The organism is Maribellus sp. CM-23, assembly GCF_021354595.1.
Lineage (GTDB): Bacteria > Bacteroidota > Bacteroidia > Bacteroidales > Prolixibacteraceae > Draconibacterium.
In genome coordinates this window covers 257,762-282,060 of the sequence record NZ_JADWYJ010000004.1, presented here as the reverse complement: position 1 = coordinate 282,060, position 24,299 = coordinate 257,762, and the positions used below count along the sequence as shown (strand labels likewise).

General features: G+C 44.4%; 22 protein-coding genes. 14 read left to right on the top strand and 8 right to left on the bottom strand.

From position 1 onward, the window contains the following. Positions 1–271: 271 nt before the first annotated feature. The gene (locus INQ51_RS14980) at positions 272–862 is read right to left on the bottom strand and encodes a hypothetical protein (protein ID WP_233378782.1); all 591 of its coding nucleotides are present in this window, start codon (positions 860–862) and stop codon (positions 272–274) included. Positions 863–1,068: 206 nt separating this feature from the next. Between INQ51_RS14980 and INQ51_RS14975 the strand changes: the two genes are divergently transcribed. After that, complete coding sequence (locus INQ51_RS14975) at positions 1,069–2,019, top strand: hypothetical protein (RefSeq protein WP_233378781.1); 951 nt, start codon at positions 1,069–1,071, stop codon at positions 2,017–2,019. A 77-nt stretch (positions 2,020–2,096) separates the two neighbouring features. Then, the gene (locus tag INQ51_RS14970) at positions 2,097–2,564 is read left to right on the top strand and encodes an SRPBCC family protein (RefSeq protein ID WP_233378780.1); all 468 of its coding nucleotides are present in this window, start codon (positions 2,097–2,099) and stop codon (positions 2,562–2,564) included. 15 nt (positions 2,565–2,579) lie between these two features. Here INQ51_RS14970 and INQ51_RS14965 read toward each other — a convergent pair whose 3' ends face one another. Continuing rightward, entirely contained in the window at positions 2,580–3,866 is a 1,287-nt protein-coding gene (locus INQ51_RS14965; protein ID WP_233378779.1) for a gliding motility-associated C-terminal domain-containing protein, read from the bottom strand. A gap of 213 nt (positions 3,867–4,079) precedes the next feature. Between INQ51_RS14965 and INQ51_RS22645 the strand changes: the two genes are divergently transcribed. The 9 genes from INQ51_RS22645 (at position 4,080) to INQ51_RS14920 (ending at position 15,913) form a co-directional block, all read left to right on the top strand. Further along, positions 4,080–6,407 carry an ATP-dependent helicase gene (locus INQ51_RS22645; protein ID WP_233378778.1) on the top strand — a complete coding sequence of 776 codons (2,328 nt, stop codon included), beginning with the start codon at positions 4,080–4,082 and terminating at the stop codon, positions 6,405–6,407. A 116-nt stretch (positions 6,408–6,523) separates the two neighbouring features. Next, on the top strand, positions 6,524–7,114 hold the full coding sequence (locus tag INQ51_RS14955; RefSeq protein ID WP_233378777.1) for a DUF4290 domain-containing protein: 591 nt from the start codon (positions 6,524–6,526) through the stop codon (positions 7,112–7,114). Between the two features lie 26 nt (positions 7,115–7,140). Beyond that, positions 7,141–8,445 (top strand): UDP-N-acetylglucosamine 1-carboxyvinyltransferase, encoded by a 1,305-nt coding sequence (gene murA, locus INQ51_RS14950; protein ID WP_233378776.1) that lies wholly within the window; start codon positions 7,141–7,143, stop codon positions 8,443–8,445. Positions 8,446–8,542: 97 nt separating this feature from the next. Then, complete coding sequence (locus INQ51_RS14945; protein ID WP_233378775.1) at positions 8,543–9,055, top strand: peroxiredoxin family protein; 513 nt, start codon at positions 8,543–8,545, stop codon at positions 9,053–9,055. A gap of 281 nt (positions 9,056–9,336) precedes the next feature. Continuing rightward, positions 9,337–9,933: a nucleotide exchange factor GrpE gene (locus INQ51_RS14940; protein WP_233378774.1), complete on the top strand. Its 597-nt coding sequence runs from the start codon at positions 9,337–9,339 to the stop codon at positions 9,931–9,933. Positions 9,934–9,951: 18 nt separating this feature from the next. Then, complete coding sequence (dnaJ, locus tag INQ51_RS14935) at positions 9,952–11,112, top strand: molecular chaperone DnaJ (RefSeq protein WP_233378773.1); 1,161 nt, start codon at positions 9,952–9,954, stop codon at positions 11,110–11,112. Between the two features lie 463 nt (positions 11,113–11,575). Next, complete coding sequence (locus INQ51_RS14930) at positions 11,576–12,205, top strand: Crp/Fnr family transcriptional regulator (RefSeq protein WP_233378772.1); 630 nt, start codon at positions 11,576–11,578, stop codon at positions 12,203–12,205. Between the two features lie 281 nt (positions 12,206–12,486). Continuing rightward, positions 12,487–13,659, top strand: a complete 1,173-nt coding sequence (locus INQ51_RS14925; protein ID WP_233378771.1) for a 3-phosphoglycerate dehydrogenase family protein — start codon at positions 12,487–12,489, stop codon at positions 13,657–13,659. Between the two features lie 223 nt (positions 13,660–13,882). Further along, the gene (locus INQ51_RS14920) at positions 13,883–15,913 is read left to right on the top strand and encodes a transketolase family protein (protein WP_233378770.1); all 2,031 of its coding nucleotides are present in this window, start codon (positions 13,883–13,885) and stop codon (positions 15,911–15,913) included. A gap of 275 nt (positions 15,914–16,188) precedes the next feature. Here INQ51_RS14920 and INQ51_RS14915 read toward each other — a convergent pair whose 3' ends face one another. From INQ51_RS14915 to INQ51_RS14895, 5 genes are all read right to left on the bottom strand, one after another. Beyond that, entirely contained in the window at positions 16,189–16,617 is a 429-nt protein-coding gene (locus INQ51_RS14915) for a VOC family protein (RefSeq protein WP_233378769.1), read from the bottom strand. A 125-nt stretch (positions 16,618–16,742) separates the two neighbouring features. After that, positions 16,743–17,267, bottom strand: a complete 525-nt coding sequence (locus tag INQ51_RS14910) for a hypothetical protein (RefSeq protein WP_233378768.1) — start codon at positions 17,265–17,267, stop codon at positions 16,743–16,745. A 29-nt stretch (positions 17,268–17,296) separates the two neighbouring features. Next, positions 17,297–17,839, bottom strand: coding sequence for a hypothetical protein (locus tag INQ51_RS14905; protein ID WP_233378767.1), 543 nt, complete (start codon positions 17,837–17,839; stop codon positions 17,297–17,299). Positions 17,840–17,987: 148 nt separating this feature from the next. Then, positions 17,988–19,424 (bottom strand): outer membrane beta-barrel protein, encoded by a 1,437-nt coding sequence (locus INQ51_RS14900; protein ID WP_233378766.1) that lies wholly within the window; start codon positions 19,422–19,424, stop codon positions 17,988–17,990. After that, positions 19,424–19,981, bottom strand: a complete 558-nt coding sequence (locus INQ51_RS14895) for an RNA polymerase sigma factor (RefSeq protein ID WP_233378765.1) — start codon at positions 19,979–19,981, stop codon at positions 19,424–19,426. The genes INQ51_RS14900 and INQ51_RS14895 overlap by 1 nt, the downstream gene beginning before the upstream one ends. A 444-nt stretch (positions 19,982–20,425) precedes the next feature. Between INQ51_RS14895 and INQ51_RS14890 the strand changes: the two genes are divergently transcribed. The 3 genes from INQ51_RS14890 to INQ51_RS14880 all read left to right on the top strand — a co-directional run bounded on the left by INQ51_RS14890 (position 20,426) and on the right by INQ51_RS14880 (position 22,342). Then, positions 20,426–21,079 (top strand): hypothetical protein, encoded by a 654-nt coding sequence (locus INQ51_RS14890; RefSeq protein ID WP_233378764.1) that lies wholly within the window; start codon positions 20,426–20,428, stop codon positions 21,077–21,079. Between the two features lie 165 nt (positions 21,080–21,244). After that, a complete protein-coding gene (locus tag INQ51_RS14885) occupies positions 21,245–21,772 on the top strand; it encodes a hypothetical protein (RefSeq protein WP_233378763.1) in 528 nt (175 codons plus the stop codon). Between the two features lie 78 nt (positions 21,773–21,850). After that, complete coding sequence (locus tag INQ51_RS14880; protein ID WP_233378762.1) at positions 21,851–22,342, top strand: peptide deformylase; 492 nt, start codon at positions 21,851–21,853, stop codon at positions 22,340–22,342. 181 nt (positions 22,343–22,523) lie between these two features. Here the strand turns inward: INQ51_RS14880 and INQ51_RS14875 are convergent, their stop codons facing one another. Further along, the gene (locus tag INQ51_RS14875) at positions 22,524–24,149 is read right to left on the bottom strand and encodes an OmpP1/FadL family transporter (protein ID WP_233378761.1); all 1,626 of its coding nucleotides are present in this window, start codon (positions 24,147–24,149) and stop codon (positions 22,524–22,526) included. Between the last annotated feature and the right edge of the window lie 150 nt (positions 24,150–24,299).

The following is a 24,299-nucleotide window of genomic DNA, read 5'->3' as shown; positions in this document are numbered from 1 at the left end:
TAAATTCGCTGCGCTCTTAAAGCCTCTTCAATTGTCTATCGGCATTAACCATTGTAATTCCAGACTTTCGCATAAGGCTCACTCTGAAAAACAATTGGTAATAGAAGCTTACAGGTGCAATCAAGCCCTTAACCGAACTCACCCATTCGCAGTTAAACACACGCAGGAAGTACCTACCAAAATTGGGCAACTTCTCCTCCCGGATGCTGAACGGTTTAAATGATTCGGCAAAAGGAGCGCCATCACTCCCCTTTCTGACGATAGTGCAGATTTATTTCTTTTGAAGTTCCAACCTGGTTTTATGAAGTTCCATGTTGATTTTTGTGTAGCGGTCCAGTGCCACTTTTTTATGCTCTTCGTACTCTGCTTTTAATTCGTCGTACTCTTTCTTAGTTTGCCGGGTAATTTTGTGGCTCCGCTGAAACATCATGTACATCACACCCGCCAACACCAACACTCCTACGATAAAAAGATACATGACCGTGGAATAAACGCTTTTATTTATGCGCGCTCCCAGCACATTGATCGAATTTTGATCCCGGATACTTTCATCCAGCTTTTGCTGTGTTTCGTTCACCAATGTTTGCTTGGCTGCGAGTTCTTGTTTTTGCTGATCAATCTTACTTAATCCGTTGTTCACTTCTTTCTGCAAGCGGGCAATGGTATCGGTCATAGCTCCGTGAAACTCGTCGAGCTGGCTTGGGCTCATAAAATAATTCCCACTCCAGAAATTCAGATTTTCTTTAAAAACTTCATATTGCTGCTCCAAACTCTTTACCTGTTTCCAGGCATTGGTGTCTTTAGCGAATGTGTCAAAAATCAGGGCGGTAAACAAAATGGTCAAAAATAATAATCTCTTCATACGGCATATTTGAATACACTATCAACGAATAAATATAAGCCTTGTTGCCCAAAAAACAAGAAAACAAGTCCCTGATTACGGTTGGAAATTTTAATTACAAAGAGCTCAGCTTTTTCGGCTACATTTCAGCCCCCAAACTTTAGGGAGAAAGTTCTTTTCCTGTTCAAGCAAAAAATGTAATTTGCAAACGATCAACACCTACCGTTATGAACATAAGCTACAGCCATCCCTTGTCTCTTGGCTTCCAACGCATGAAAAAAGCCTTGTTTCAACCCTTTGATCTGAGTAAATGGTTTCGCATTGGTTTTACCGCCTGGCTTGCCGGACTCACCGACTGCGAAGGCGGAAGCTCAGGGAGCAGTCATTCCAACTACAATTCTCACTCTCATGGGTTCGATGATTTTTTCAGTTTCCCGCAAAACGCCTGGGACTGGGTTTCTACACATCCTTTGTGGGCCAACCTCATTGTCGTAGGCATTGTTTTTCTGATTGTTGTAATCAGTGTGTTTATCTGGGTCAGCAGCCGTGGTAAGTTTATGTTCCTGCACAATGTGGCTCAGGGAAAGTCGGACATCAGCCAGCCATGGTACGAATACCGGAAAGAAGGGAATTCCCTCTTTTTGTTTCAGCTTTTCTTTGGGTGGCTCTCCATCGTACTTTTTGGATGTTTTCTCATGTACTGCTTTCTGTCAGCCAAAGAGCTATACTACGGCGATTTTACCAACATTGCCATCTTTTGGGCTATTGCGCAAATGATTTTACTTCTGATCGCCTATTTACTCACCATGGGTTTTGTCTCTTTGTTTCTGAAAGATTTTGTGGTGCCCATTATGTACAAACACCGAATAGGCGTACTTCGTGCCTGGGGAAAATTTCTGTCGTTGTTTGGGAGGTACTTTTTTTCATTTATCGGATACGGGTTCTTTATTTTCATCCTAAGCATAGCGGTTGGAATCGGCGTTCTGTTCCTGGCACTGGTTACCTGTTGCATCGGGCTTTTATTGCTTGCCATTCCTTACATCGGAACCGTAATGCTTTTGCCGGTCAGCTATACTTACCGGGCTTTAAGCATCGAGTTTTTGGCCCAGTTCGGAGATGATTTCAATGTATTCCCAAAGGAGGAAGAAGAGGTGATCCCCATCATTGAACAATCATGAGCTAACCGAAGTATCTTACGCGTTTTCAACTTATTTTACCCCATTTTGTTTATCTATTCAAACAGAATACTAAACAAATGGGCTTTTATCAATTCAGGCAAAAACAGCTTATTCCGGCTGGTTTAGATCAGGTTTGGAGCTTTATCTCCAACCCGGCTAACCTGGGCAAAATCACACCTGCCGATATGGATTTTACGATTACTTCGGAATCCAAAGGCGAAATGTACCCCGGGCAAATTATTAGCTACAAGGTAAAGCCGCTGTTTAACATCTCCACGACCTGGGTTACTGAGATCACGCACGTAAAAGAAAAGCACTATTTTGTTGACGAGCAGCGAATCGGGCCCTATCAAATGTGGCACCACGAACATTTCCTGAGAGAAGTATCCGAGGGCGTGGAAATGATGGATATTATATCGTACCAGCCGCCACTTGGCTTTTTGGGAGCCCTTGCCAACCGACTGATCATAAAAAAGAAACTAGCAAAGATTTTTGCGTACAGAAAAGCCGCTCTCGAAACGATGTTCGGGAAACCGGATGTTTAAAAGAAAATACCTGAATTATTTATCCCTGAAAAGATGAAGAAAGCCATGCTTGGTCTGCTTTCGTCCGTCGCGGCCACGGCCTACCACATCGTAGTAATACACTCCGGGACTTGCTTTCTGTCCACCAATATTCCCGTCCCAAACAGCTTCCGTCCGGGCATTTTCGGGATCCTGAATGTCGCCACTTTTCCAATAATGAACACGTTTGCCCCAACGGTTAACAATCGTTATTTCAATGTTCTTCATCGATTTAAACATGATTACAAAATCATCGTTTACACCGTCTCCGTTTGGCGTAAATACATTGGGTACCACAACCGAAGAAGTATCTACCACAATTAATTTTTCGAGTGCAAAAGTATCCACACAGGTATGTGTTTGCGTTACTTTCTTGGCTACAAGTTTCACCAGGTATCTCCCGGAATTCTGATAGGTATAAACCGGAGAATCGTCGTAGGCAACAATCAGAATACTATCCACCGGTTCACTGGCTCCCTGCGATTCTTCGGTTATTTCATCCATATCGCGGTAAAAGAACCATTCGTAATAGCCCGGGGTAGCATTTCTGGATGTATTGGTAAATGTTACTATCAGTGGAGCCTCTCCTTCCATTGGATTTGCAGTAAAACTGGCTTGGGTCACCAGCGATTCATAAGCAACCGTTGACCGGGCTTCGCAACCGTATTTATCGTATACCCGCAGAGTGAAATTCCCGTCTTCGGCAGGCGGATCAAAAAACTCAGGATTTAACAGGGTACTTACCACCTCCGAACCATCCAGCCATTGTACTTTTACATCTTTGAACAGGTCTACCGGAGTATTGTCACTTAAATCGTAATAGGTAAGTGTGGTCGCCCTGAATGCACCGGCAAGACTGAAAGACTCACAATCAGAACTTGCAACAGATCCTTCGGCAAGGGTCCAGTTATTAAAAACCCAGGCCCGGTATATATTTGTGGTACTTTCGAGCGTAACCGTGGCGCGGTAACAGCCGTTTCCTAAATTACTGATCTGGTGCGAAGCGGCATCGGAACTCTCCTGTACAAAAAACTCGAAGATTGCTGTTTCCTCGTTGTATTTTTCCCAAAGAAAGGTTTTTGTTCCCTCCAACGCAGTTGAAACGGTAAGCGCCCCAACTTCGGCTGTCGAATCAGTTGTGCAAAAAATAAAAACATCATCGTTTTCCGAAAAAGCAGGATATTGGGTTACATCGCTGCCTGTGGATTGCGGAGCCGTGATTTGCGCATTCAAAAGTTGAGAAAACAAAATCAGAATTCCTGCCAAATAGAGACTTCTCTTCATAAAACCTTCTTCTTTGAGATACAATATTAACGTATAAATTTTATTTAATTGCGTGCAGCCGGCAAAAAATCAGGACTTAGTGCCGCCTCCAACGGGCAATAAAAAGCAAGATGAACCGCCCGGCCGGATAATTTGTTGATAAAAGCCACTGCGAAATAAGGTGATTAGATATACATACTCTATTTTTGTGGCTTTGAACAGAAAGGATTAAACGTGCTCGATTATTTAAAAGAATTAAATGAAGTTCAACGGGAAGCGGTGGTACGCACCGAAGGCCCGTCGTTGGTGATTGCCGGTGCAGGCTCGGGAAAAACAAGGGTGTTGACTTACCGCATTGCCCATTTGCTAAAACAGGGTGCCCGCCCGTCGAACATTCTCGCGCTTACTTTTACCAACAAAGCAGCCCGCGAAATGAAAGATAGGATTGGCCGTGTTGCCGGCGAAAACGTTGCCCGCTACCTGTGGATGGGAACGTTTCACAGTATTTTCTCCCGCATTTTAAGGGCAGAGCACGAAACCATCGGTTATCCTTCCAACTTTACGATTTACGACAGCTCCGACAGCAAAAGCCTGATAAAAACCATTATCAAGGATTTTCAGCTCGACGACAAAACGTATAAACCCAATGTGGTGGCCAGCCGTATTTCGATGGCCAAAAACAACCTCATTACCCCGATGGCGTACGCCAATTCGCCCGAAATTCGTTCGGCGGATAAAAACATGCGCATGCCGGCTATCTCGGAAATTTACAAGGAATATGCAAAGAGATGCCGCTTGTCGGGCTCCATGGACTTTGACGACCTGTTGCTGATTACCAATCTTCTGTTTCGCGATCATGAAGAAATTCTGAAGAAATACCAGGAACGTTTTGGCTATGTGTTGGTGGACGAGTACCAGGACACCAACTACTCGCAATACCTGATCATCAAAAAACTGGCGGCCAAACACAACAACATTTGTGTGGTGGGCGACGATGCTCAAAGTATCTATTCGTTTCGGGGAGCACGTATCGAAAACATTCTCAACTTTAAAAACGACTACCCTGATCACCGGGTATTCAAGCTGGAACAAAACTACCGCTCCACGCAAACGATTGTAAATGCGGCCAACAGTATCATTGCCAGGAATAAAAAACAAATACCCAAAAACGTTTTCTCTGAAAATGCCCTGGGCAAACCCATCAAAATCCTTTCGGCACTCACCGACAACGAAGAAGGATTTCTGGTGGCCCAGGAAATTTCACAGCTTCAACTGCGCGATCATTACCAGTTTGAAGATTTTGCTATTCTTTACCGCACCAATGCGCAGTCGAGGATTTTTGAAGAGTCGCTGCGAAAAAGAAACATTCCCTACAAAATTTATGGAGGGCTGAGTTTTTACCAGCGAAAAGAGATCAAAGACCTGCTGAGTTATTTCAGGATGACCATTAACCCCGACGACAACGAAGCACTAAAACGGATCATCAATTACCCGGCGCGCGGAATCGGGCAAACAACCGTTGGCAAGCTCGAAGTTTCGGCAGTGAACAATGAAACCTCCATTTGGAGAGTTCTTACCGCACTTCCCGAAATCAACCATGCTCAGGTAAACAAAGGCACGGCGACCAAGCTGACAGGCTTTGTCGCCCTGATCGACCGTTTTCAGAAATTGTCGCAGGAAAGCGATGCTTTTGAAACGGCCAAAACCATTGCCGAACAAACGGGTATTTTAAAAGACCTCTACAACGACAAATCGCCCGAAGGACTGAGCCGCCACGAAAACCTCCAGGAATTGTTGAACGGTATCCAGGAATTTTCGATTTCAGCCAAAGAACAGGGCGATCCGGATAAACTGGAAAATTACCTCGAAGATGTGGCTTTGCTGACCGACCAGGACAACGAAAAAGACGAGGAGAAAAACAAGGTAACCCTGATGACCGTGCATTCGGCCAAAGGGCTTGAATTCAAAAACGTTTTTATCGTGGGAATGGAAGAAAACCTCTTCCCTTCGCAACGCCAGGGAGAAAAAGCGACACAGGAATCGCTCGAAGAGGAACGCCGTTTGTTCTACGTTGCCCTTACCCGTGCCGAAGAAAATGCATGGCTTTCGTATGCCAACCAGCGCTACCGTTGGGGCAGCCTGGATTTTTGCACGCCCAGCCGTTTTCTCGAAGAACTGGACGAACGCTACACCGAAGGACAAGTTCCAACGGGTGTTTCGGGAAGAGCCTCTGCCGAACAAAGCAACGTATCGTACAGCAGTCCGGCACAGCGTTTTGCTCAAAGACAGCCATCTTCTTCCTTTAAAACACGCGAGTCGCAAAACATTTTAAACAAAAAACTCGTTTCTCTCAAAGAAAGTGGCCGCGCACAGGATACATTCCAGGGAGACGATCCCGGGAAAATCCAGGCAGGGATGACTGTACAACACCAGCGTTTTGGTGAAGGAAAAGTTCTGAAAATTGAAGGCATTGCACCCGATCTCAAGGCGACTGTATTTTTCCGAACAACCGGACAAAAGCAATTACTTTTAAAATTTGCCAAACTCCGGATTAAAAGCTAAACAGGCTTTCGGTGAAAAATATTCGCGAATTGACAGGAAATCATTAGTTTTGCAGCATCACTTCGGAACAATTCCTACATTTACACGAAGATTAGACATCACTTAAGATTTTTTAGATGGATTACAATTCGAAAAGAAAAAAACTAGCCCTTCCTGAATACGGAAGGAATATACAAAACATGGTCGACTATTTGATGACCATTGAAGACCGCGACAAAAGGAACAAATCGGCACAAACCGTGATCGATGTAATGGGCAACCTCTATCCTTTCCTTCGCGATGTTCCGGAGTTCAACCATAAACTGTGGGACCACCTCGCCATTATGGCCGACTTCAAACTGGATATTGACTATCCGTACGATCCGCCAACACCCGACAGCCTGTTGGCAAAACCCAACAAGGTCCCTTACAACCAGCACTATATTAAGTACAAGCACTATGGAAGAACCATGGAGTTGCTGATAAAGGAAGCCGAAAAATTTGAAGGCGAAGAGCGCGAGATCATTATCGGGCAGATTGCCAACCAAATGAAAAAATCGTACCTGGCCTGGAACAAGGATGCAGTGGAAGACGAAAAGATATTTGGAGACCTGGAAGAACTGTCGGATGGGAAACTCGTCATCAGAGAGGGAATGCAACTGGCAGACACCAAAACATTAGTAGGAAAAAAGAAAAAGCCGGTAGTCTCCAACAAAAAGAAGAAATAGCGGTTTCATTCTCAAATCCCAAAACTATGTCAACTTTTAAGATCGAAGGAGGCTACTCATTAAAAGGAGACCTTGAACCGCAGGGTGCAAAAAATGAAGCACTCCAGGTAATTTGTGCCGTCTTGCTAACCGATCAGGATGTTTTCATCGACAACATTCCGGAAATCCGGGACGTGTTGAAACTTATTGAAATCCTCGGTAGCCTGGGTGTGAAAACAGAAAGACTTGGAGAAGGACAATACCGCTTCAATGCTTCCAACGTCAACCTGGAGTTTTTAAAAAGTCCGGAATATACACATCAAGCCATTGGCTTGCGGGGATCGATCATGATCATAGGCCCGCTTTTGGCGCGTTTTGGACAAGGTTTTATTCCGCAGCCTGGAGGCGACAAAATCGGCCGCCGAAGAGTGGACACACATTTTATCGGGCTTCAGAAACTGGGGGCCGAATTTACCTTCGACAAGGAAAACCAGTGGTACCTGGTTTCGGCACAAAAACTGACCGGAAGCTACATGTTGCTTGACGAAGCGTCGGTTACCGGAACTGCCAACATTGTAATGGCTGCCGTACTGGCCGAAGGAATCACCACCATTTACAACGCTGCCTGCGAACCTTACCTGCAGCAATTGTGCAAAATGCTGGTTTCGATGGGCGCAAAAATCACCGGAATAGGCTCCAACCTGCTGACCATCGAAGGAGTTGGTTCACTGCAAGGCTGCAAACACCGGATCCTTCCCGACATGATCGAGGTAGGAAGTTTTATTGGCCTGGCTGCTATGACTGCGTCCGAGATCTGTATTAAAAACGTTGGGATCGAACATTTGGGTATCATTCCTGAATCGTTCAGAAGACTTGGGATCAATGTTGCGCAGGTGGGTGACGACCTGTTGATCAAAGATACTGACCACTACGAAATAGAATCTTATATCGATGGATCGATTATGACCATTGCTGATGCACCGTGGCCGGGACTGACACCCGACCTGCTGAGTGTTTTCCTGGTAGTGGCCACTCAGGCAAAAGGAAGCGTGCTCATTCATCAAAAAATGTTTGAAAGCCGCCTGTTCTTTGTGGACAAACTCATTGACATGGGTGCGCAAATCATCCTTTGCGATCCGCATCGCGCCACTGTGATCGGGCTCGACCGCAAACACAGCCTCCGTGCCACCAAAATGGTATCACCCGATATTCGCGCCGGTATTGCCCTGTTGATTGCTGCCATGTCGGCCAAAGGCACCAGCCTGATCGACAACATCGAACAAATCGACAGAGGCTACGAAAACATCGACGGAAGGTTAAATGCACTGGGCGCAAAAATCACCCGGATCTGACCGTCAAAAGAAAAGGTGTGAAAGAACAAAACGGGAGCTTTTCCGTTACTAAAGTCAGATTATTTATCTTTAGATCTTTTAAATTTTGAAACAGAAAATGAAGAAATTAGCACTTATCATCGTCGTTTTGTTTCTGGGAACAGCAGGACTGAATGCCCAGCAACTCGGAATCGGAATTGGCAATAAAGCGCCCGAATTGGTAGGCACAAGCCCCGATGGAAAAACCATTAAACTTTCGGATACAAAAGGAAAAGTTGTACTGCTCGATTTTTGGGCAGGTTGGTGTGGCCCCTGCAGAAGGGAAAATCCCAATGTGGTAAAAGCTTACAACCATTACAAAGACAAAAAATTCACCGTAGGCAAAGGTTTTGCTGTTTTTAATGTTTCGCTCGACCGTACCGCCGATCAATGGAAAGCAGCCATTAAACAAGATAAACTAGACTGGCCTTACCACATCAGCGACCTGGGAGGATGGAATTCGAAACTGGCAGCCATTTACCGGATCAGAACCATCCCATCGAATTTCCTTTTGGATGAGAACGGTGTAATTATCGCTAAAGACCTGCGTGGGCCGGCCCTGGAAGCCGCCCTCGACAAATACCTGAAATAGGCTGAAAAAGAGACTATTTTAAGAATAAACGAATTCATACAAATTGACACTTGACGCTTCTGTCGGGTGTCAATTTGTCTTTTATATTTGCATGGCAAACAATTTGCAATAAAAGCGTAGCAATTTACCCCGTATTTACTGTTTCTACCAAAGAAACCAGGTAATTACGGGATATTTGTAGTGGAGTTTTTTTCGTTTCAAAAAAAAGAAACAGGGGAAAAAAACCGACGATTAAAATTATGTGACATTTTTGATGGACAAATTCAGAAAAAAGGGTAAAAATGGCAGAAGAAAAAATTTCAAATGAAACCACTTCGGAAGAAGTAAAAGATACCAATCAGGAAACAGCAGACAACGGCGCGCAAAAAGAGCACGCTGCCGAAGAAAAATCGGATAAAAAGAAAAAAGGTAAGAAGGATAAACACGAAGTGGAGATGGAAGAGTTAACGGCCAAACTTGACGAGATGAAGGACAGACACCTTCGCTTGCAGGCTGAATTCGACAACTTCAGAAAAAGAACGCTGAAGGAAAAAGCCGACCTTATTAAATCGGGTGGCGAAACCGTACTGGTAAACATCCTTCCGGTGATCGACGATTTTGAAAGAGCGCTTGATTCGATGAAAGAAGTAGCAGACGAAGATGCAGGAAAACAGGGAACTTTGCTCATCTACAACAAGTTCAAGGATTTCTTGAAACAGAACAACGTGAAAGAGATCGAAGCTCAAAACGAGGTGTTTGATGTGGATCTGCACGAAGCCATTACAAAGATTCCGGCTCCCTCAAAAGAGTTGAAAGGAAAAGTAGTGGATGTGATACAAAAAGGCTACTGCCTGAACGAAAAGGTAATCCGGTTTGCCAAAGTTGTAATCGGAGAATAATTTGGAGAAATCAGGAAAATGGCAAAAAGAGATTATTACGAAGTACTGGAAGTAAGCAAAACCGCCACGCCGGAGGAAATAAAAAAAGCCTACCGGAAAAAGGCCATTCAGTTTCACCCCGATAAAAACCCGGGGAACCACGAAGCGGAAGAAAAATTTAAGGAAGCTGCCGAGGCCTACGAGGTATTGAGCAACGCGGAAAAGAAACAACGCTACGACCAATTCGGCCATGCCGGTGTAGGTGGCGCTGCCGGAGGTGGCTATAGCGGCGGAGGTTTTTCAGATATCGAAGACATTTTCTCTGCTTTCGGAGATATATTTGGCGGTCACTTTGGCGGCTTTGGTGGTTTTGGCGGAAGCAGCCGGGGCCGGGGCGGACGACGTGTCAGCCGGGGTTCCGATCTGCGGGTGAAGGTAAAACTGAACCTTAACGAGATTGTGAACGGCGTTGAAAAAAAGATCAAGGTAAAAAAATACGTGGCGTGCCAGCATTGCAACGGCACGGGCGCCAAAAACGGTTCGTCGTACACCACTTGTAACACCTGTGGCGGAAACGGGCAGGTAACCCGTATCCAGCATACGTTGCTGGGACAAATGCAAACCACCTCCACCTGTCCTACCTGTCAGGGCGACGGAAAAATGATCACCGACAAATGTAACCACTGTGCCGGAGAAGGCGTGGTGCGCGACGAAGAAGTGATCAACATCAAAATACCGGCCGGTGTTGGAGAAGGCATGCAGCTGAATGTTTCGGGAAAAGGAAACCTGGGGCGCCGCGGCGGTATCAACGGCGATCTGCTGGTGGTTATCACTGAGGAAGACCACGAAGAACTGGTGCGCGACGGGAACAACCTTATTCACAACCTTTTCATCTCGTTCCCCGATATTACGCTGGGAACCACGGCTGAAATACCAACAGTGGAAGGAAAAGTAAAAGTGAAAATAGAAGCCGGAACTCAGCCCGAAAAAATTCTTCGCCTGCGCGGTAAGGGAATCCCGGATGTAAACGGATACGGCCGGGGCGATCTTTTGGTGCGTGTACACGTTTGGATCCCCAAAAAACTGAGCAACGAAGAAAAACGAATGCTCGAAAAACTGCAAAGTTCTCCGGGATTTCAGGAAGGACCATCCAGTTCCGAAAAATCATTTTTTGCCAAAATGAGGGATATGTTTGAATAGATTGTACTCAAAAAAAACAGAATACAAAAAGCCGTTCTTTCAGGTAAAGAGCGGCTCTTTTTGTTGAGACCGTTTCTAAGGTTCAGAACTTCAGCACAATTAAACGTTCAATTGTTTTCCGGTAAGCGGACATTCCCGAAAGCCCGAACCGGAGAAAAAACAGCTTAGCGGGAGGCTCCGAAAGTGTCAACTTTGGCCGGGGCAGGTTTTCGGACGATTCCGAAAGGTTGTTCCTTTCCGGATTCAGGGTTTCGGAAAGTACCGACAGTTTATTTTCAATTGGGTTCTGATCTTCGGAAAGTTCCGGCAGTCTGTTTTTGATTTTATTTTGTGTCATCGGAAAGCCCAAAAGCCTGTGGCACGGAGACCTTCCTTATAATCATTCTGTTTAATACACTTAACGGTCATTTTTTTTGGAAAACCCGGTATCTCAATTAAATTTGTTGACAACGTTTCAACTACTGTGGAAGATTTTATAAAGCGATATAATTTTCTGGAACCTGAGCTACAAAAAGAAATCGCTCGTATAGCGGTAAGAAAAACTTTTCAGGCCAACGAATCACTGATTCGCGAGGGGCAGTTTATCTCCAGCTTTCCGCTTGTGCTACGAGGTTTGATACGGGTTTCGCGTACCAGCGACAACGGCAACGAATTGCTGCTTTATTACCTCAAGGAAAACGATGTTTGCGCCATGTCGCTCACCTGTTGCATGACTCGCCAGGTAAGCGATCTGAACGCTGTTGCCGAAGAAGAAACCGAGGTACTGCTTATTCCGGTTGAAATGTTGGATTCGTGGATCAGCCGCTATCCGCTTTGGAAACAATTTGTGATGCAAACCTATCAAAGCCGCTTTCGAGAACTGATTGATGCACTGGATGCAGTGGCTTTTATGAAACTGGACGAACGTCTGGAAAAATTTTTCATCGACAGGTATAAAAAATCTGGCGCCACCACCTTCTCAGGCACCCACCAAACCCTGGCTTTACAACTCAACTCATCGCGCGAGGTCATTTCCCGCTTACTCAAAAAACTCGAAAAAGACGGAAAAATAGAACAATCCCGAAATTTTATTGATTTTTCCGCTCTTGTGTGACTTAGATTACATACAGGAACTAAAAGTCTTTATTTCTTTGCGTAAACAATACAAGAATACATTGTTCATAACTATTGTTTCATAATTTTTTGGGTTATAAAATCGGTTAGTAGTTGAAGGTTGATTAGCCAGACTGTAGAGTCTGGCTTTTTTTATTTCCAATCGTTTAATGTTAATTTCATATTGAAAAGTAATCCCCGCATTTACTTACGAATTATTTATTAAATGCTGATATTTGTCACTTACATCGACAGAAAGTATCAACTTTAAATATTAGCCACATGTTCAAAATCCAGACTTTGAATAAAATTGACCCGGACGGGTTAAAGCTTTTTCCGCTCGACGAGTACGAAATTGCCAGTGAAATCCCCGGCCCGGACGCCATTGTTCTGAGAAGTTTCAAAATGCATGACATGGAACTCCCTTCGTCCTTGAAAGCGGTAGCAAGAGCCGGGGCAGGTGTCAACAACATCCCGGTAGATAAGTGTACTGAAAAAGGGATTGTAGTTTTTAATACTCCCGGGGCCAACGCCAACGGAGTAAAAGAAGCAGTAATTGCTGGAATGCTGATGGCTTCGCGCGACTACATCGGCGCGGTGAACTGGGCCAAAACCCTGATTGGAGAAGGAGATAACGTGGGCGCACTGGTTGAAAAAGGGAAAAACAACTTTGCCGGCGAAGAAATCAAAGGTAAAACACTGGCTGTTATCGGTCTGGGAGCCATTGGTGTACTGGTGGCCAACGCTGCATCGGCATTGCGAATGAAGGTGATCGGTTACGACCCCTACATGTCGGTAAAGCATGCGCTGAAACTAAGCCGCGAAGTTACCTGGGTGGAAGGCATTCAGGTGCTTTTATCACAAGCCGATTTTGTTACCATAAATGTGCCGCTTACACCCGAAACCAAAGGATATTTGAACAAGGATAAGTTTGCCATGATGAAGGACGGGGTGAAGATCCTGAACTTTGCCCGCGGTGGCCTGGTAAATCACGCCGATCTGAAAGAAGCCATTGAGGCAGGAAAAGTAGCCAGCTACGTAACCGACTTTCCGGATGAAGATACCCTGAAAATGGACAAAGTTATTTCCATCCCTCACCTGGGAGCTTCCACCAAAGAATCGGAAACCAATTGCGCCATTATGGCTGTTGAGCAGGTACGCGATTACCTCGAAAACGGAAACATCAAAAACTCGGTGAACTTCCCTGCAGCCGAAATGGAACGTGCCGGCGGAGCCCGCATCCTGATCGCCAACCGGAATGTACCACATATGGTTAGCCAGATTTCAAGTATTCTGGCCGCCAAAGGGCACAACATCGATCATATGCTTAACCGTAAGTACGAAGACATTGCTTACAATATTATCGATGTAACATCGAAAAACATTGACCCTTCAGTAAAAGACGAATTAATGAAAGTCGATGGCATTTTCATGGTTCGCATTCTGAACAGTTAAGAAAAATATTGCTTTTAATAAAAAAGGGAACTCTTTCTCCGGAAGGCTTCCCTTTTTTGTTTTTCGGAATTCACCTCAACAAGAATGAATTCCAGCCACTTGCATTAAATCGTAACGAATCGTTAACATCATTCAGTAAATAAGACACTTAATCTTCCCCCATTTTTGTTATTTTTGGCACTTCCTGTCCATACCTGATAGTTTATGAATTAAAAATTTAAAAATGAGTAAAAGTATCGAAGTAAAAGCAGCCGATAACATTCGAATCCTCGCTGCGTCAATGGTTGAAAAAGCAAAATCAGGCCACCCGGGAGGCGCAATGGGCGGAGCGGATTTTGTACACATTCTTTATTCTGAATTTTTGAATTACGACCCGTCAGATATGACCTGGACCAACCGCGACAGGTTTTTCCTGGATCCGGGCCACATGTCGCCGATGTTGTATTCGGTGCTTGCCTTGGGCGGATTCTACAGCATGGACGATTTGGCCAACTTCCGCCAATGGGGAAGCGTGACTCCCGGACACCCCGAAGTGGATGTAGCCCGCGGAGTGGAAAACACTTCAGGCCCGCTTGGACAGGGACACGTTATGGCTGTAGGTGCAGCTATTGCAGAACGCTTTTTGGTGGCCCGCTTTGGCGAATGGATGGCTCACAAAACCTATGCTTTTATTTCGGACGGGGGTGTTCAGGAAGAAATTTCCCAGGGTGCCGGACGTATTGCAGGATTTTTGGGTTTGAACAACCTGATTATGTTCTACGATTCCAACGACATTCAGCTATCAACTGAAACCGATGCCGTATCGCTCGAAGATACAGCCAAAAAATACGAAGCCTGGAACTGGAAAGTAATTACCATCGAAGGCAACGACGTAGACCAGATCCGCACCGCACTGAAAGAAGCCAACGCCGAAACCGAAAGACCTACATTGATCATCGGTAAAACGATCATGGGAAAAGGTGCTTTAACGGCCGACGGAAGCAATTTCGAACGTAAATGTGCCACACACGGTATGCCGCTGGGAGAAGCCGGTGCTTCTTTCGAAAAAACCATCGCAAACCTGGGTGGCAATCCCGAAAATCCGTTTGTGATTTTTGACGATGTAAAAGAGCTCTATGAAAAACGCAAAGCAGAACTGACTGAAGCTGCCTCAGCAAAAAAAGCAGCGCAGGCCGAATGGGCAGCAGCCAATCCGGAACTGGCGGCAAAGCTTTCCAAATTCTTCTCAAAAGAAGCTCCTGCTTTCGATTTTTCGAAAGTGGAACAAAAAGCCAACACAGCAACTCGTGCTGCATCATCGACCGTACTGGCCGCTTTTGCTGACGAGATCGAAAACATGATCGTTTCTTCTGCCGACTTGTCGAACTCCGACAAAACAGATGGTTTCCTAAAAAAGACAACGTCATTCACCAAAGGTGATTTCAGCGGTTCGTTCTTCCAGGCTGGCGTAAGCGAACTTACCATGGCAGCCATCATGAACGGTATGGCATTGCACGGTGGCGTTATTCCGGTTTGCGGTACTTTCTTTGTTTTCTCTGATTACATGAAACCGGCACTCCGTTTATCGGCCTTAATGGAACTGCCTGTTAAATTTGTATGGACACACGATGCTTTCCGTGTAGGAGAAGACGGTCCGACCCACCAACCGGTGGAACAGGAAGCACAGATCCGTTTAATGGAAAAACTGAAAAACCACAAAGGCCACAACAGTACACTGGTACTTCGCCCGGCTGATGCCAACGAAGCAACGGTAGCCTGGAAAATGGCACTTGAAAATACATCCACTCCTTCAGCACTGATCCTTTCGCGCCAGAACATCAAAAATCTTCCGGTAGAAGGCGATGCTTACCAGGCTGCACTGCAGGCAGAAAAAGGTGCTTATGTAGTTGTTAAACCTGAAGGAACACCCGATGTAGTACTTTTGGCCAGCGGTTCTGAGGTTGCCACCTTGGTTGCCGGAGCTGAATTACTTTCAGAAAGAGACGGATTAAAAGTACAGGTGGTTTCGGTGCCTTCGGAAGGTGTATTCAGGGCGCAAACCAAAGAATACCAGGACAGTATTCTTCCGCTTGGCATTCCGCGTTTTGGTATGACCGCCGGTTTACCAGTGACCCTGGAAGGCCTGGTAGGAGAAAACGGCAAAGTTTGGGGATTGGAATCATTCGGATTCTCTGCTCCCTATACCGTACTCGACGACAAACTCGGATTCAATGGCGAGAATGTTTACAAACAGGTAAAACAAATGTTAGCCTAATTGGCAAAATAATTATAAGTGAGAGGTGCTTCCGACAGGGAGCACCTTTTTTTATGAAAATCAATTTTTAAAAATATCCAATTCTCAATTTTGAATGTAAAATATCCAACACAATCCGAAAAATTGGATATTGGAAATTCTGCATTGACTATTCTGCATTAAAAAATAAAAACAAATCCCGGATCGAGCTATCCATCTTAACTTTCATTTCGATTGGTGATTCCTTGGTATCCTGACTGTTTTATTTCCATTCATGTTCAGAATCGGTTCCGGGGTCAGGGTCGCCATCCTACCATCCACCCTACTTCAAACTTATCGACCAGCATACCGAAATACTCGCCCCAAAACGTTTTCTGCATGGGCATGGTTACCATTCCTCCTTCTGATAAGGCATTGAACAAACTGTCGGCTTCTTTCTTGGATTCAGCGCGGATGGAAACAGAGAAATTATTGCCAACCCGGTGTTGAGCGGCCCAGTCTCCCCCTCCGTCACTTCCCATCAAAACAGTCTCTTCGCTGATGGGAAGCGAAACATGTAAAATTCTATCTGACAATTCACTGCTTTCGGGTAGCTGACCTTCGGTGGGTGGCATATCTTTAAAACGGCTCAACATCTGAAACTCTCCGCCAAATGCCTTTTTATAGAAATTGAAGGCTTCTTCGCAGTCGCCGTTAAACAACAGGTAAACATTCACTTTAGCCATATCGATTGGTTTTTAAGTTTTACACACTAACAAGGTATAAAACCAATTTGTTTTCTCAAACCGACTGGCTAACAAACCACTACAAAAGCAATATACAGCCGGGGAGCTACCGGCTGCCAGGAAAATTAATTCTGCTCCGAACCCGTGGGAACATCAACCGGTTCGCCGGTTTCTGCAGCTTCTTCGGCCGGTTTTACCCTTTTGAAAAGATAACGGGTAATAAAAATACCGTTTGAATCATCGGTGCCTCCGTAACTTTCAACCCCTGTAACAACAAAGGCAAGGTCCCAGCCATCCATCAACATCTGGTTGATTTTAGAGGTCAGCAATGCGTCGTTTGACGCAATGTTCTGAAAACGAATACCTCCCACATTGAAAAAGTTGAGCAATTTCGTTTCATCGTAATCTTTAATCCTGATCTCGTCGCGGTCGCTTTTGTTTCGGTCGCCGTTTTCTTCTGTTTGGGTACTTGTAAACTCGCGGTAATCCACTTCCGAATCGGTGGAGATTAAACGCGAACGTCCTATCCCGTTGGGAATAATCGACTCAATACTTGTAATTATTTTCACCTCGTAAACAGGCTTATCCTGTCCTTGTGCAAACGATGAAAGCATCATCATTACGACGACTGCCAATGCTATTTTCTTCATAGTTAGAATTTTCAACTTGTTTCAGATTATTATAGTTTTTTCATGAAATAATAACGGGTCATAAACAATCCGTTAGGGTCATTTTTATTTTCTTCATCTTTACTGTTATCATCCATCAACGCTTTAAGCCCTGCTTTCAGAAGCGCCTTTTTTACACTGACGTTGATCATTTTACTCTCTACCCCGGCTCCCACATAAAAAAGCTCCCAGCCCTGAGCCAGCATGTCATTGATCTTCGACATCATAAGAGCATCGTTGGTTGCAAGGTTCTGGAAACGAATACCACCTTCGTTGTAGAGATTTAAAAGCTTGGTTTCCTGGTAATCTTTTATCCGGATATCCTTCCGGTTGCTTTTATTCCGATCCCCTTTGTCGTCGGTTTGTTTGGAAGTAAATTCCAGGTAGTTTACTTCCAGATCGGTTTCAAACATGCGCGAGCGCCCCACTCCATTCGGGACCAGAGATTCAACACAGGTAACCACTTTTACCTGCACTTTTGGAGGTTGCGCATCAACCGGAGAAATAAAAATGAACCAGAAGAAGGCCAACATCAGTATTGTTTTCTGCATCATACCACGATATTATTCAATCATAAACTTGAAATTCGCCGACCTAAAGTAATGGTATTGAATGAAATTAGCAATCAAAATTCACCATAAAATATGTATCCGTAAATTTTTTACGAACCGGAGATTAATGGAAAATGTGCTGGACTACCTGCTAAAACTGATAATATATGCCTGTGTGCAAGCCCACACGATACGGTTTATAAACCACATCTGAATTGGTATTGATCGAATTGAGGTAATAATTAAAACGCGGCTCAACAGCCAGCGAAATGTGTTTGCTTATGGCGTAATTCAGCCCGACCCCCACTGTTCCGGCAATATTCAGGGTAGAAATGTCCTCGGTACTTCCTATCCGTTGCCGGCTTCCGTTGTTTTCAATGTAAGCATTGTTGCCAACAACCAATCCGGCATTAATTCCCCCCATGATATCAATCCCAATTTTTTCATCGTACACATTGTAGCGGAGATACAAGGGAATTTCCACAAAATCAAAGTTTTGTGAAAAACGCCCCTCGGTACTTATTACTGATGAGTAGTCACCGGTTTCCAACATATTGGAGGAGACAAGAGTGGCATTTGCAGGCGTTTGGGTGATGTTCACCACCCCCGCAGCCGTATTCATTACGATATCTCCCCGGCGTAATTCAACGGCATTTGTAAACTTGCCTTCTCCGGTTACATTCTCAGGTTGCCCCGTGGTATAATCATAGGAAGGGCTAGCCGAATAAAGAAGCTCAGAAGAAGCAGAACCGGATTTCATGCCGTTCTTGGAATAGTAAACTCCCGATTCCACCCTCAAACGATCGTTGGTTTTGTATTGCACAGACAAACCACCTCCCACATTTCCGGAGCCTTCGCTCGAATCGTAATTTAAATTACGGGCGTACTGGTTGCTGTAAGAAGTCTTATGTGAAGCATAACCCGGAGCCACATTGGCACCAATAATCCAGGCTGATTCTGAATGCGATTTCTTATTATAGTCTTTTGCGTTGGCAGCAATTAACAAGCGGTCTGCCTCGCTTAATTCATCCACCGTTTGAGTCTTTCCTTCAACAGAAGAAATATCGTGCTTTTGCGCCAGGGTAAGCTCGTTCTCCACTTTGGCAAAACCCCGGATACTTTGCAACATGTGATAGGAAACCCGTTCAACGCTTTCTGTCAACACCGATTTTTTGTCATCCTCCGCTACCGTTTTTTCGGCCACCAACAACGAAGCAGGTCTGCTTGCCGGTATTTCCGTTACGGGTTCAGGAATCAGTTCAGCTTCCCCGCTGCTGACTTCTTCGCTATCTGTTAAAGGTTTCTTATTCGTATTCTCAGGAGCAGTTTCTGCCGATTGAACAACAACCTGCTGACTTAGCATCTCGCGAGAGCTACTACCGGCCCTGTCATTCATCAGCCACCCGGCAATAAAAGCAAAAACCACCACTGCCGCGGCCGAAATCCATCCCACATAAATCATCCGGGTCCTTTTACGTTTGGCAGCAATCTGCTCCTGGATGTTTGTCCAGATATGCGCAGGCGGCTCCACCGAAAAGTTCTCAAACTTATCGCGAATCAACTGGTCCCTATTTATTTTATCATTCATCAAGCCGAATTATTACTTTTTCCCTTGTCACTGTATAGTGCTTTCACCTTTCCTTTCAATATTTCCCGGGCGCGTGCCAGGTTTGACTTTGAGGTGCCCACACTAATCTTCATTTCGCGGCTGATCTCTTCATGATTCATTCCCTCAATCACATAAAGATTAAAAACCATGCGGTAACGCGGAGGCAATTCCTGGATCAAATCCATAAGCTCCTGTGCCGATATATCATCCATGATCTCGTCAGAATATTGCTGATTCTCATAGATGGAAACATCTTCCACCGGATACATTACCTGTTGTTTCCTGAATTTCTCCAGCGAAACATTTACCATAATTCTCCTCATCCAGCCTTCAAAAGAACCCTCGTGCCTGAAACTTTTTATACTCGAGAACACCTTAATAAAGCCTTCCTGCAAGTTATCTTCCGCTTCGGCATTGTCGCGCGAATAACGCAGGCATACTGCAAACATTTTGGATGCAAACATGCGGTACAGCTTTTCCTGGGCACGCATTTTGCCCGAGGCACACTCTGCTATTATATGTTTCAGGTCTTCCAAAGTTTATTGCAAATGTGCCGTAAAAGTAAGTAATATTGCCGACTTGTATCGTGTCTCTACTCCCTTTCATTTGCAAATTGGTTACACGGTTATTACTACTAAATCACCCCATAGATGGATTGAGAAACAAAAAGGTTGCGTAGTACTTTAAAAAAAATAAGATTTTGGGTGATTCCCGTTCATCTAAAAACCGGTGGCAGTGAAACTGTCAGCCGCCTCTCTGTAATTCAGAAAACAGACAATAACCTTCCGTGATAAAAATTAGCTCCCAAAGCCGATTCTCACCACGCATTTCCAAAAACTTACCATTGCCACGCAACCTTTTATAACCCAAAAACATCTTGGAAATATATTCACTTATAGCAGAGAAATCTACATCCGGAATATGAAGAATGAACAGACTAAAACAAAGATTACTTCGTTTTATGTAAAAGTCAGAAAGCCATGAAACAACTCATTTTTATATTCTTTTTATTTATTGTTGCCCTAACAAGCTGCAACGACGACGACTCTCCTATGCGACTTACCGAGACCGGAACCGTTATGGATTATGCAGGAACCGGCGGATGTGGAATTGTGATTGAACTCGACAATGGAACAGTGATTCAGCCACTGTACTACCCCAAAGGTTTTATTTTTACGGAAGGACAGCGGGTACTGATTGAGTACAGCAAATTAAGTAAAGTAGTAAATACCTGCGGAGAGGGGATTGCCTGCGAAATAAACTATGTGGAAGAGTTATCCTGCGCGGCTTATGTAGATCTTTATTTTGAGAACTACGACAGCCTCGCGCGCGACCCGGTGCACATGCACGATGCTTATGTTGATGGCGATTGCCTGTATTTTAAGCTTTCGTATGGCGGGGGTTGCCAGGAACACACCATTACGCTGGCACGCCTTCACCCGATCAACAACAACGATGAAGTACCGGTATTTGAAATCAGGCACAACGCCAACGACGACCTGTGCGAAGCCTGGTTTACACGCGACTTCAGGTTCGACATCAGCGATTTACGCCAGGAGGGCATTACTAAGTCTACCCTGGTCACCAAACTGATTAGCGGAGAAGTCTACAATAAAACATTTGAATTAAATTAGGAAGGGTATTCCTAAATTTGTTGCACAGTTAGTTCTACAAAGCTGCCTCGTTGGGGGCAGCTTTTTTTGAACAAATCTTTAAAGCCCCGCAACAATTCGATCAATAGCTTTCGCCACACAACGTTTTTGTCTTATCTTGTGGTAACAAATCCATAATAAGTTCTTATGAAACGCATTTTCTCACTTTCACTCATTTTGTATACCCTGGTTGTGTTTTCGTCGTGCAACACAACAGAAGTTTCCACCACCACGCTGTCGGTAAAAGTCCCGGTTGAAGTTACAGACACAACAAGTACTGCCACAAAATCAGAACAGGCAGGCTACTCATTTTCGCAATCGTTGACCGAATCACTGGAGGAGGATGAAAATGTAAATGAATTCCTGGGTGATTTGAAGTCGTTAAAAGTAGAAGATTTCTATGTCAAGTTCAGCGGATTACAAAGCAGCCAAAGTATTGACTCCATTGATATTTCAATTGAAGGAATTGGCGTAATCGCAACCCTCGAAAACATTGCCTCTTCAAATCCGCCACAGCAGCCGGAAATCAACAGTTCAATACTAGTACTGATTGGAAATATATTGAGATCAGAACAAGAGCTGACGGTTTTAGTCTCGGGAACCACCAACAGTGCACCTATGAATTTTGTTGTGGAGACTTATTTTGTTCTGAAGATTGAAACCAATTCACCGTAGACAATACCTGAAAAGAGGATATAAAAGCTGTTTCTGTAAAAAGAGGCAGCTTTTGTATTTTTGACAAAAATACCTGCCATGGCTATAAAAGATATTTTGTTGCTGGGTCACCCTGATCTTTATAAAATTGCGGAACCTGTAAATAAAGATGAATTGCAGGGACTACATTCCCGAATCGACCTGATGTGGGAAAGCATCCTCGACATTCAGAAAACCTATGAATTTGGTCGCGCCATTGCGGCGCCACAGATCGGACTTAACAAACGCATCATTGCCCTGCACATCAACAAACCTTCGGTAATGATCAATCCGGAACTTTCAAATCTGAGTGATGAAATGATTGAATTATGGGATGACTGCATGAGTTTTCCCAGCCTGCTTGTAAAAGTAAGACGCCACAAAAAAATAACGGTTTCTTATTTCGATCTCAACTGGCAAAAGCACACCGAAGAACTGGAAGATGCCATGGCCGAACTCATTCAGCACGAATACGATCATCTGGATGGAATTCTGGCTGTTCAGCGCGCTATCGACAAGCATTCGTTTAAGTGGAAGTCCACTACTCTCTAGTCTAAAATCAAATACAGCTGAAATTGATGACCGCTGAAACCAACAACACACAGTTACGGACCGGCATCGGGAATCGAGGATCAGAATTCCGCAATCAAGTTTTTAAGTTCCGCCCTTCCAAAACAAAAAACGGGTGCAGACTTATCTACACCCTTTTATGAAGCGTTATGATGTTATTGGTTTAAAAAATGCTGTACGAAATACCGGCTGACAAACTCAAGGTAGTTTTCTGGTAGCTTTCGTCGTAGTCACCAAATACCGGATCGGTAAAGGTAACTTTTTCCTTTTGATAGAAAGTGTTCAGTACTCCGGCATCCAGTGTGATCCGGTCGGTTAATTTCCAGCTGATTCCTCCCGCCAATGTGTGAGAAGAATTACTAAAACTGAAATCACTCTGGTAAAGATCGCTAACCCCCATATCTGATTTCAATCCACCAACGCTGATCGCAAATTTATCGCTTAAATTGAATTGCAATCCCAACGCCAGTTCGTAATAGTTTTTGTCGATTTCCCGGACTATTTGCTGTCCCGTAGTTTGGTAGCGAACATTGTTACCATAGTTAACTCCTTTGTCGAAATAAAGATTGTACGACAACTGAGCCTCCAGCCATTTTAAACCGCGATAACCAACTCCTGCCGTGAAGATAGCCGGTACGTCATATTGTGTTTCAGCTTTGTCGGGAAACAATCCCATATCATCAACAGTTGTTTCGTTTTCGAGTTTCAGGTACGTTTTGTGTTCGTATTTCAAGGCAATGTTCCAATCATCGTTTGGACTGATATTCACCGCAACAATCGGCGTAAATCCCATTCCCTTTTGTTTTACATCCACATAACGGTCTTCCATCGAAGCTGCATTCTGGCTAAGCGATTCTCCTTGTGCAGCCAACTGATTACCAGCTCCGGTATAGGCTCCCTGTACCGTCCCAAGATTCATTTGATCGATAGCTGCCTGGCTAACACCCAAGGCCAACAATCCTCCTTCAATCTGAGCCCGTTGTTGCGTCGAAATATATTGTTTTGTTTCCAGCTCATCCAACGTATAAACACCCGCTCCAAGATCCATTAAAGGCTGCAAACCCGAAGCAGCAGTATAGGCAACCTGGGCCAGGTTATTCACCATCCCGGCAGCACTGGTTAAAAAATCGGGAGCTGCAACGCTCTGTCCTCCTGCAGTCAGTTTTACATTTTTAATAAAACCTTTGTAGGTATTAACCGATGGCATCACACGTACGCCACCATAAACAGAAATCACCTCGTTGATATCGTAGGTTGCCCCTAACTGAATTCCCCAGAATATGGAAGATGCTTCCAGTTCCATATCAAGATCGTATCCTGTTACAGCCAGGTTGGGACTAATCTGAGAAAGACCCGCAAGTGCCGGAACTGCCTTCGAGATAGGAATCTCGAAAGACGGCAATCCGTTGTCAAAAGTAGCGGTTCCTCCACCGGCTACCGGTCCCACTCCCAGCGAAAACGCCCAGTTGCCTTTTTTGTAAACTCCATACAAATCAGGAAAAACCGGAATGGTGGTTTCTCCTTCATAATCAGGACCATTCAAATAAGGAAATCCGGCAGTTATCTCTCTTTTCTGAAAAATGGTTTGACTGTAAAAAGCAAAATGCCACCCATCCCGCAAACTTGTTAAACCTGCAGGATTATAAAAAACACCATCGATGTCGAGAGAAGCGTTACGTGATAACATTCGCACATATTGTGCACTTTGGTTGTAGTTGGTTAGCAAACCTCCACCAAATGCGGTTTGAAGCAGCATGACCAATGCCGCGATCAAGGCTAGTTTTTTCATGTAAAATAACTTTAATTCTTTGATATTGACCCTAATAATAAATTAAACAATGGGCAATTATCCGGTACCTGTAGTTGATTTTAAGGGTCAAATATAGAATTAATTATGATTATACAAAACATTCAAAACTGATAAACAGTAGCTTATGTT

Bases quoted from the DNA above. Each gene is read 5' to 3' on its own strand.
- INQ51_RS14980 (WP_233378782.1), bottom strand. From the start codon at position 862: ATGAAGAGATTATTATTTTTGACCATTTTGTTTACCGCCCTGATTTTT.
- INQ51_RS14975 (WP_233378781.1), top strand. From the start codon at position 1,069: ATGAACATAAGCTACAGCCATCCCTTGTCTCTTGGCTTCCAACGCATG.
- INQ51_RS14970 (WP_233378780.1), top strand. From the start codon at position 2,097: ATGGGCTTTTATCAATTCAGGCAAAAACAGCTTATTCCGGCTGGTTTA.
- INQ51_RS14965 (WP_233378779.1), bottom strand. From the start codon at position 3,866: ATGAAGAGAAGTCTCTATTTGGCAGGAATTCTGATTTTGTTTTCTCAA.
- INQ51_RS14955 (WP_233378777.1), top strand. From the start codon at position 6,524: ATGGATTACAATTCGAAAAGAAAAAAACTAGCCCTTCCTGAATACGGA.
- murA (WP_233378776.1), top strand. From the start codon at position 7,141: ATGTCAACTTTTAAGATCGAAGGAGGCTACTCATTAAAAGGAGACCTT.
- INQ51_RS14945 (WP_233378775.1), top strand. From the start codon at position 8,543: ATGAAGAAATTAGCACTTATCATCGTCGTTTTGTTTCTGGGAACAGCA.
- INQ51_RS14940 (WP_233378774.1), top strand. From the start codon at position 9,337: ATGGCAGAAGAAAAAATTTCAAATGAAACCACTTCGGAAGAAGTAAAA.
- dnaJ (WP_233378773.1), top strand. From the start codon at position 9,952: ATGGCAAAAAGAGATTATTACGAAGTACTGGAAGTAAGCAAAACCGCC.
- INQ51_RS14925 (WP_233378771.1), top strand. From the start codon at position 12,487: ATGTTCAAAATCCAGACTTTGAATAAAATTGACCCGGACGGGTTAAAG.
- INQ51_RS14920 (WP_233378770.1), top strand. From the start codon at position 13,883: ATGAGTAAAAGTATCGAAGTAAAAGCAGCCGATAACATTCGAATCCTC.
- INQ51_RS14915 (WP_233378769.1), bottom strand. From the start codon at position 16,617: ATGGCTAAAGTGAATGTTTACCTGTTGTTTAACGGCGACTGCGAAGAA.
- INQ51_RS14910 (WP_233378768.1), bottom strand. From the start codon at position 17,267: ATGAAGAAAATAGCATTGGCAGTCGTCGTAATGATGATGCTTTCATCG.
- INQ51_RS14905 (WP_233378767.1), bottom strand. From the start codon at position 17,839: ATGATGCAGAAAACAATACTGATGTTGGCCTTCTTCTGGTTCATTTTT.
- INQ51_RS14900 (WP_233378766.1), bottom strand. From the start codon at position 19,424: ATGAATGATAAAATAAATAGGGACCAGTTGATTCGCGATAAGTTTGAG.
- INQ51_RS14890 (WP_233378764.1), top strand. From the start codon at position 20,426: ATGAAACAACTCATTTTTATATTCTTTTTATTTATTGTTGCCCTAACA.
- INQ51_RS14885 (WP_233378763.1), top strand. From the start codon at position 21,245: ATGAAACGCATTTTCTCACTTTCACTCATTTTGTATACCCTGGTTGTG.
- INQ51_RS14880 (WP_233378762.1), top strand. From the start codon at position 21,851: ATGGCTATAAAAGATATTTTGTTGCTGGGTCACCCTGATCTTTATAAA.
- INQ51_RS14875 (WP_233378761.1), bottom strand. From the start codon at position 24,149: ATGAAAAAACTAGCCTTGATCGCGGCATTGGTCATGCTGCTTCAAACC.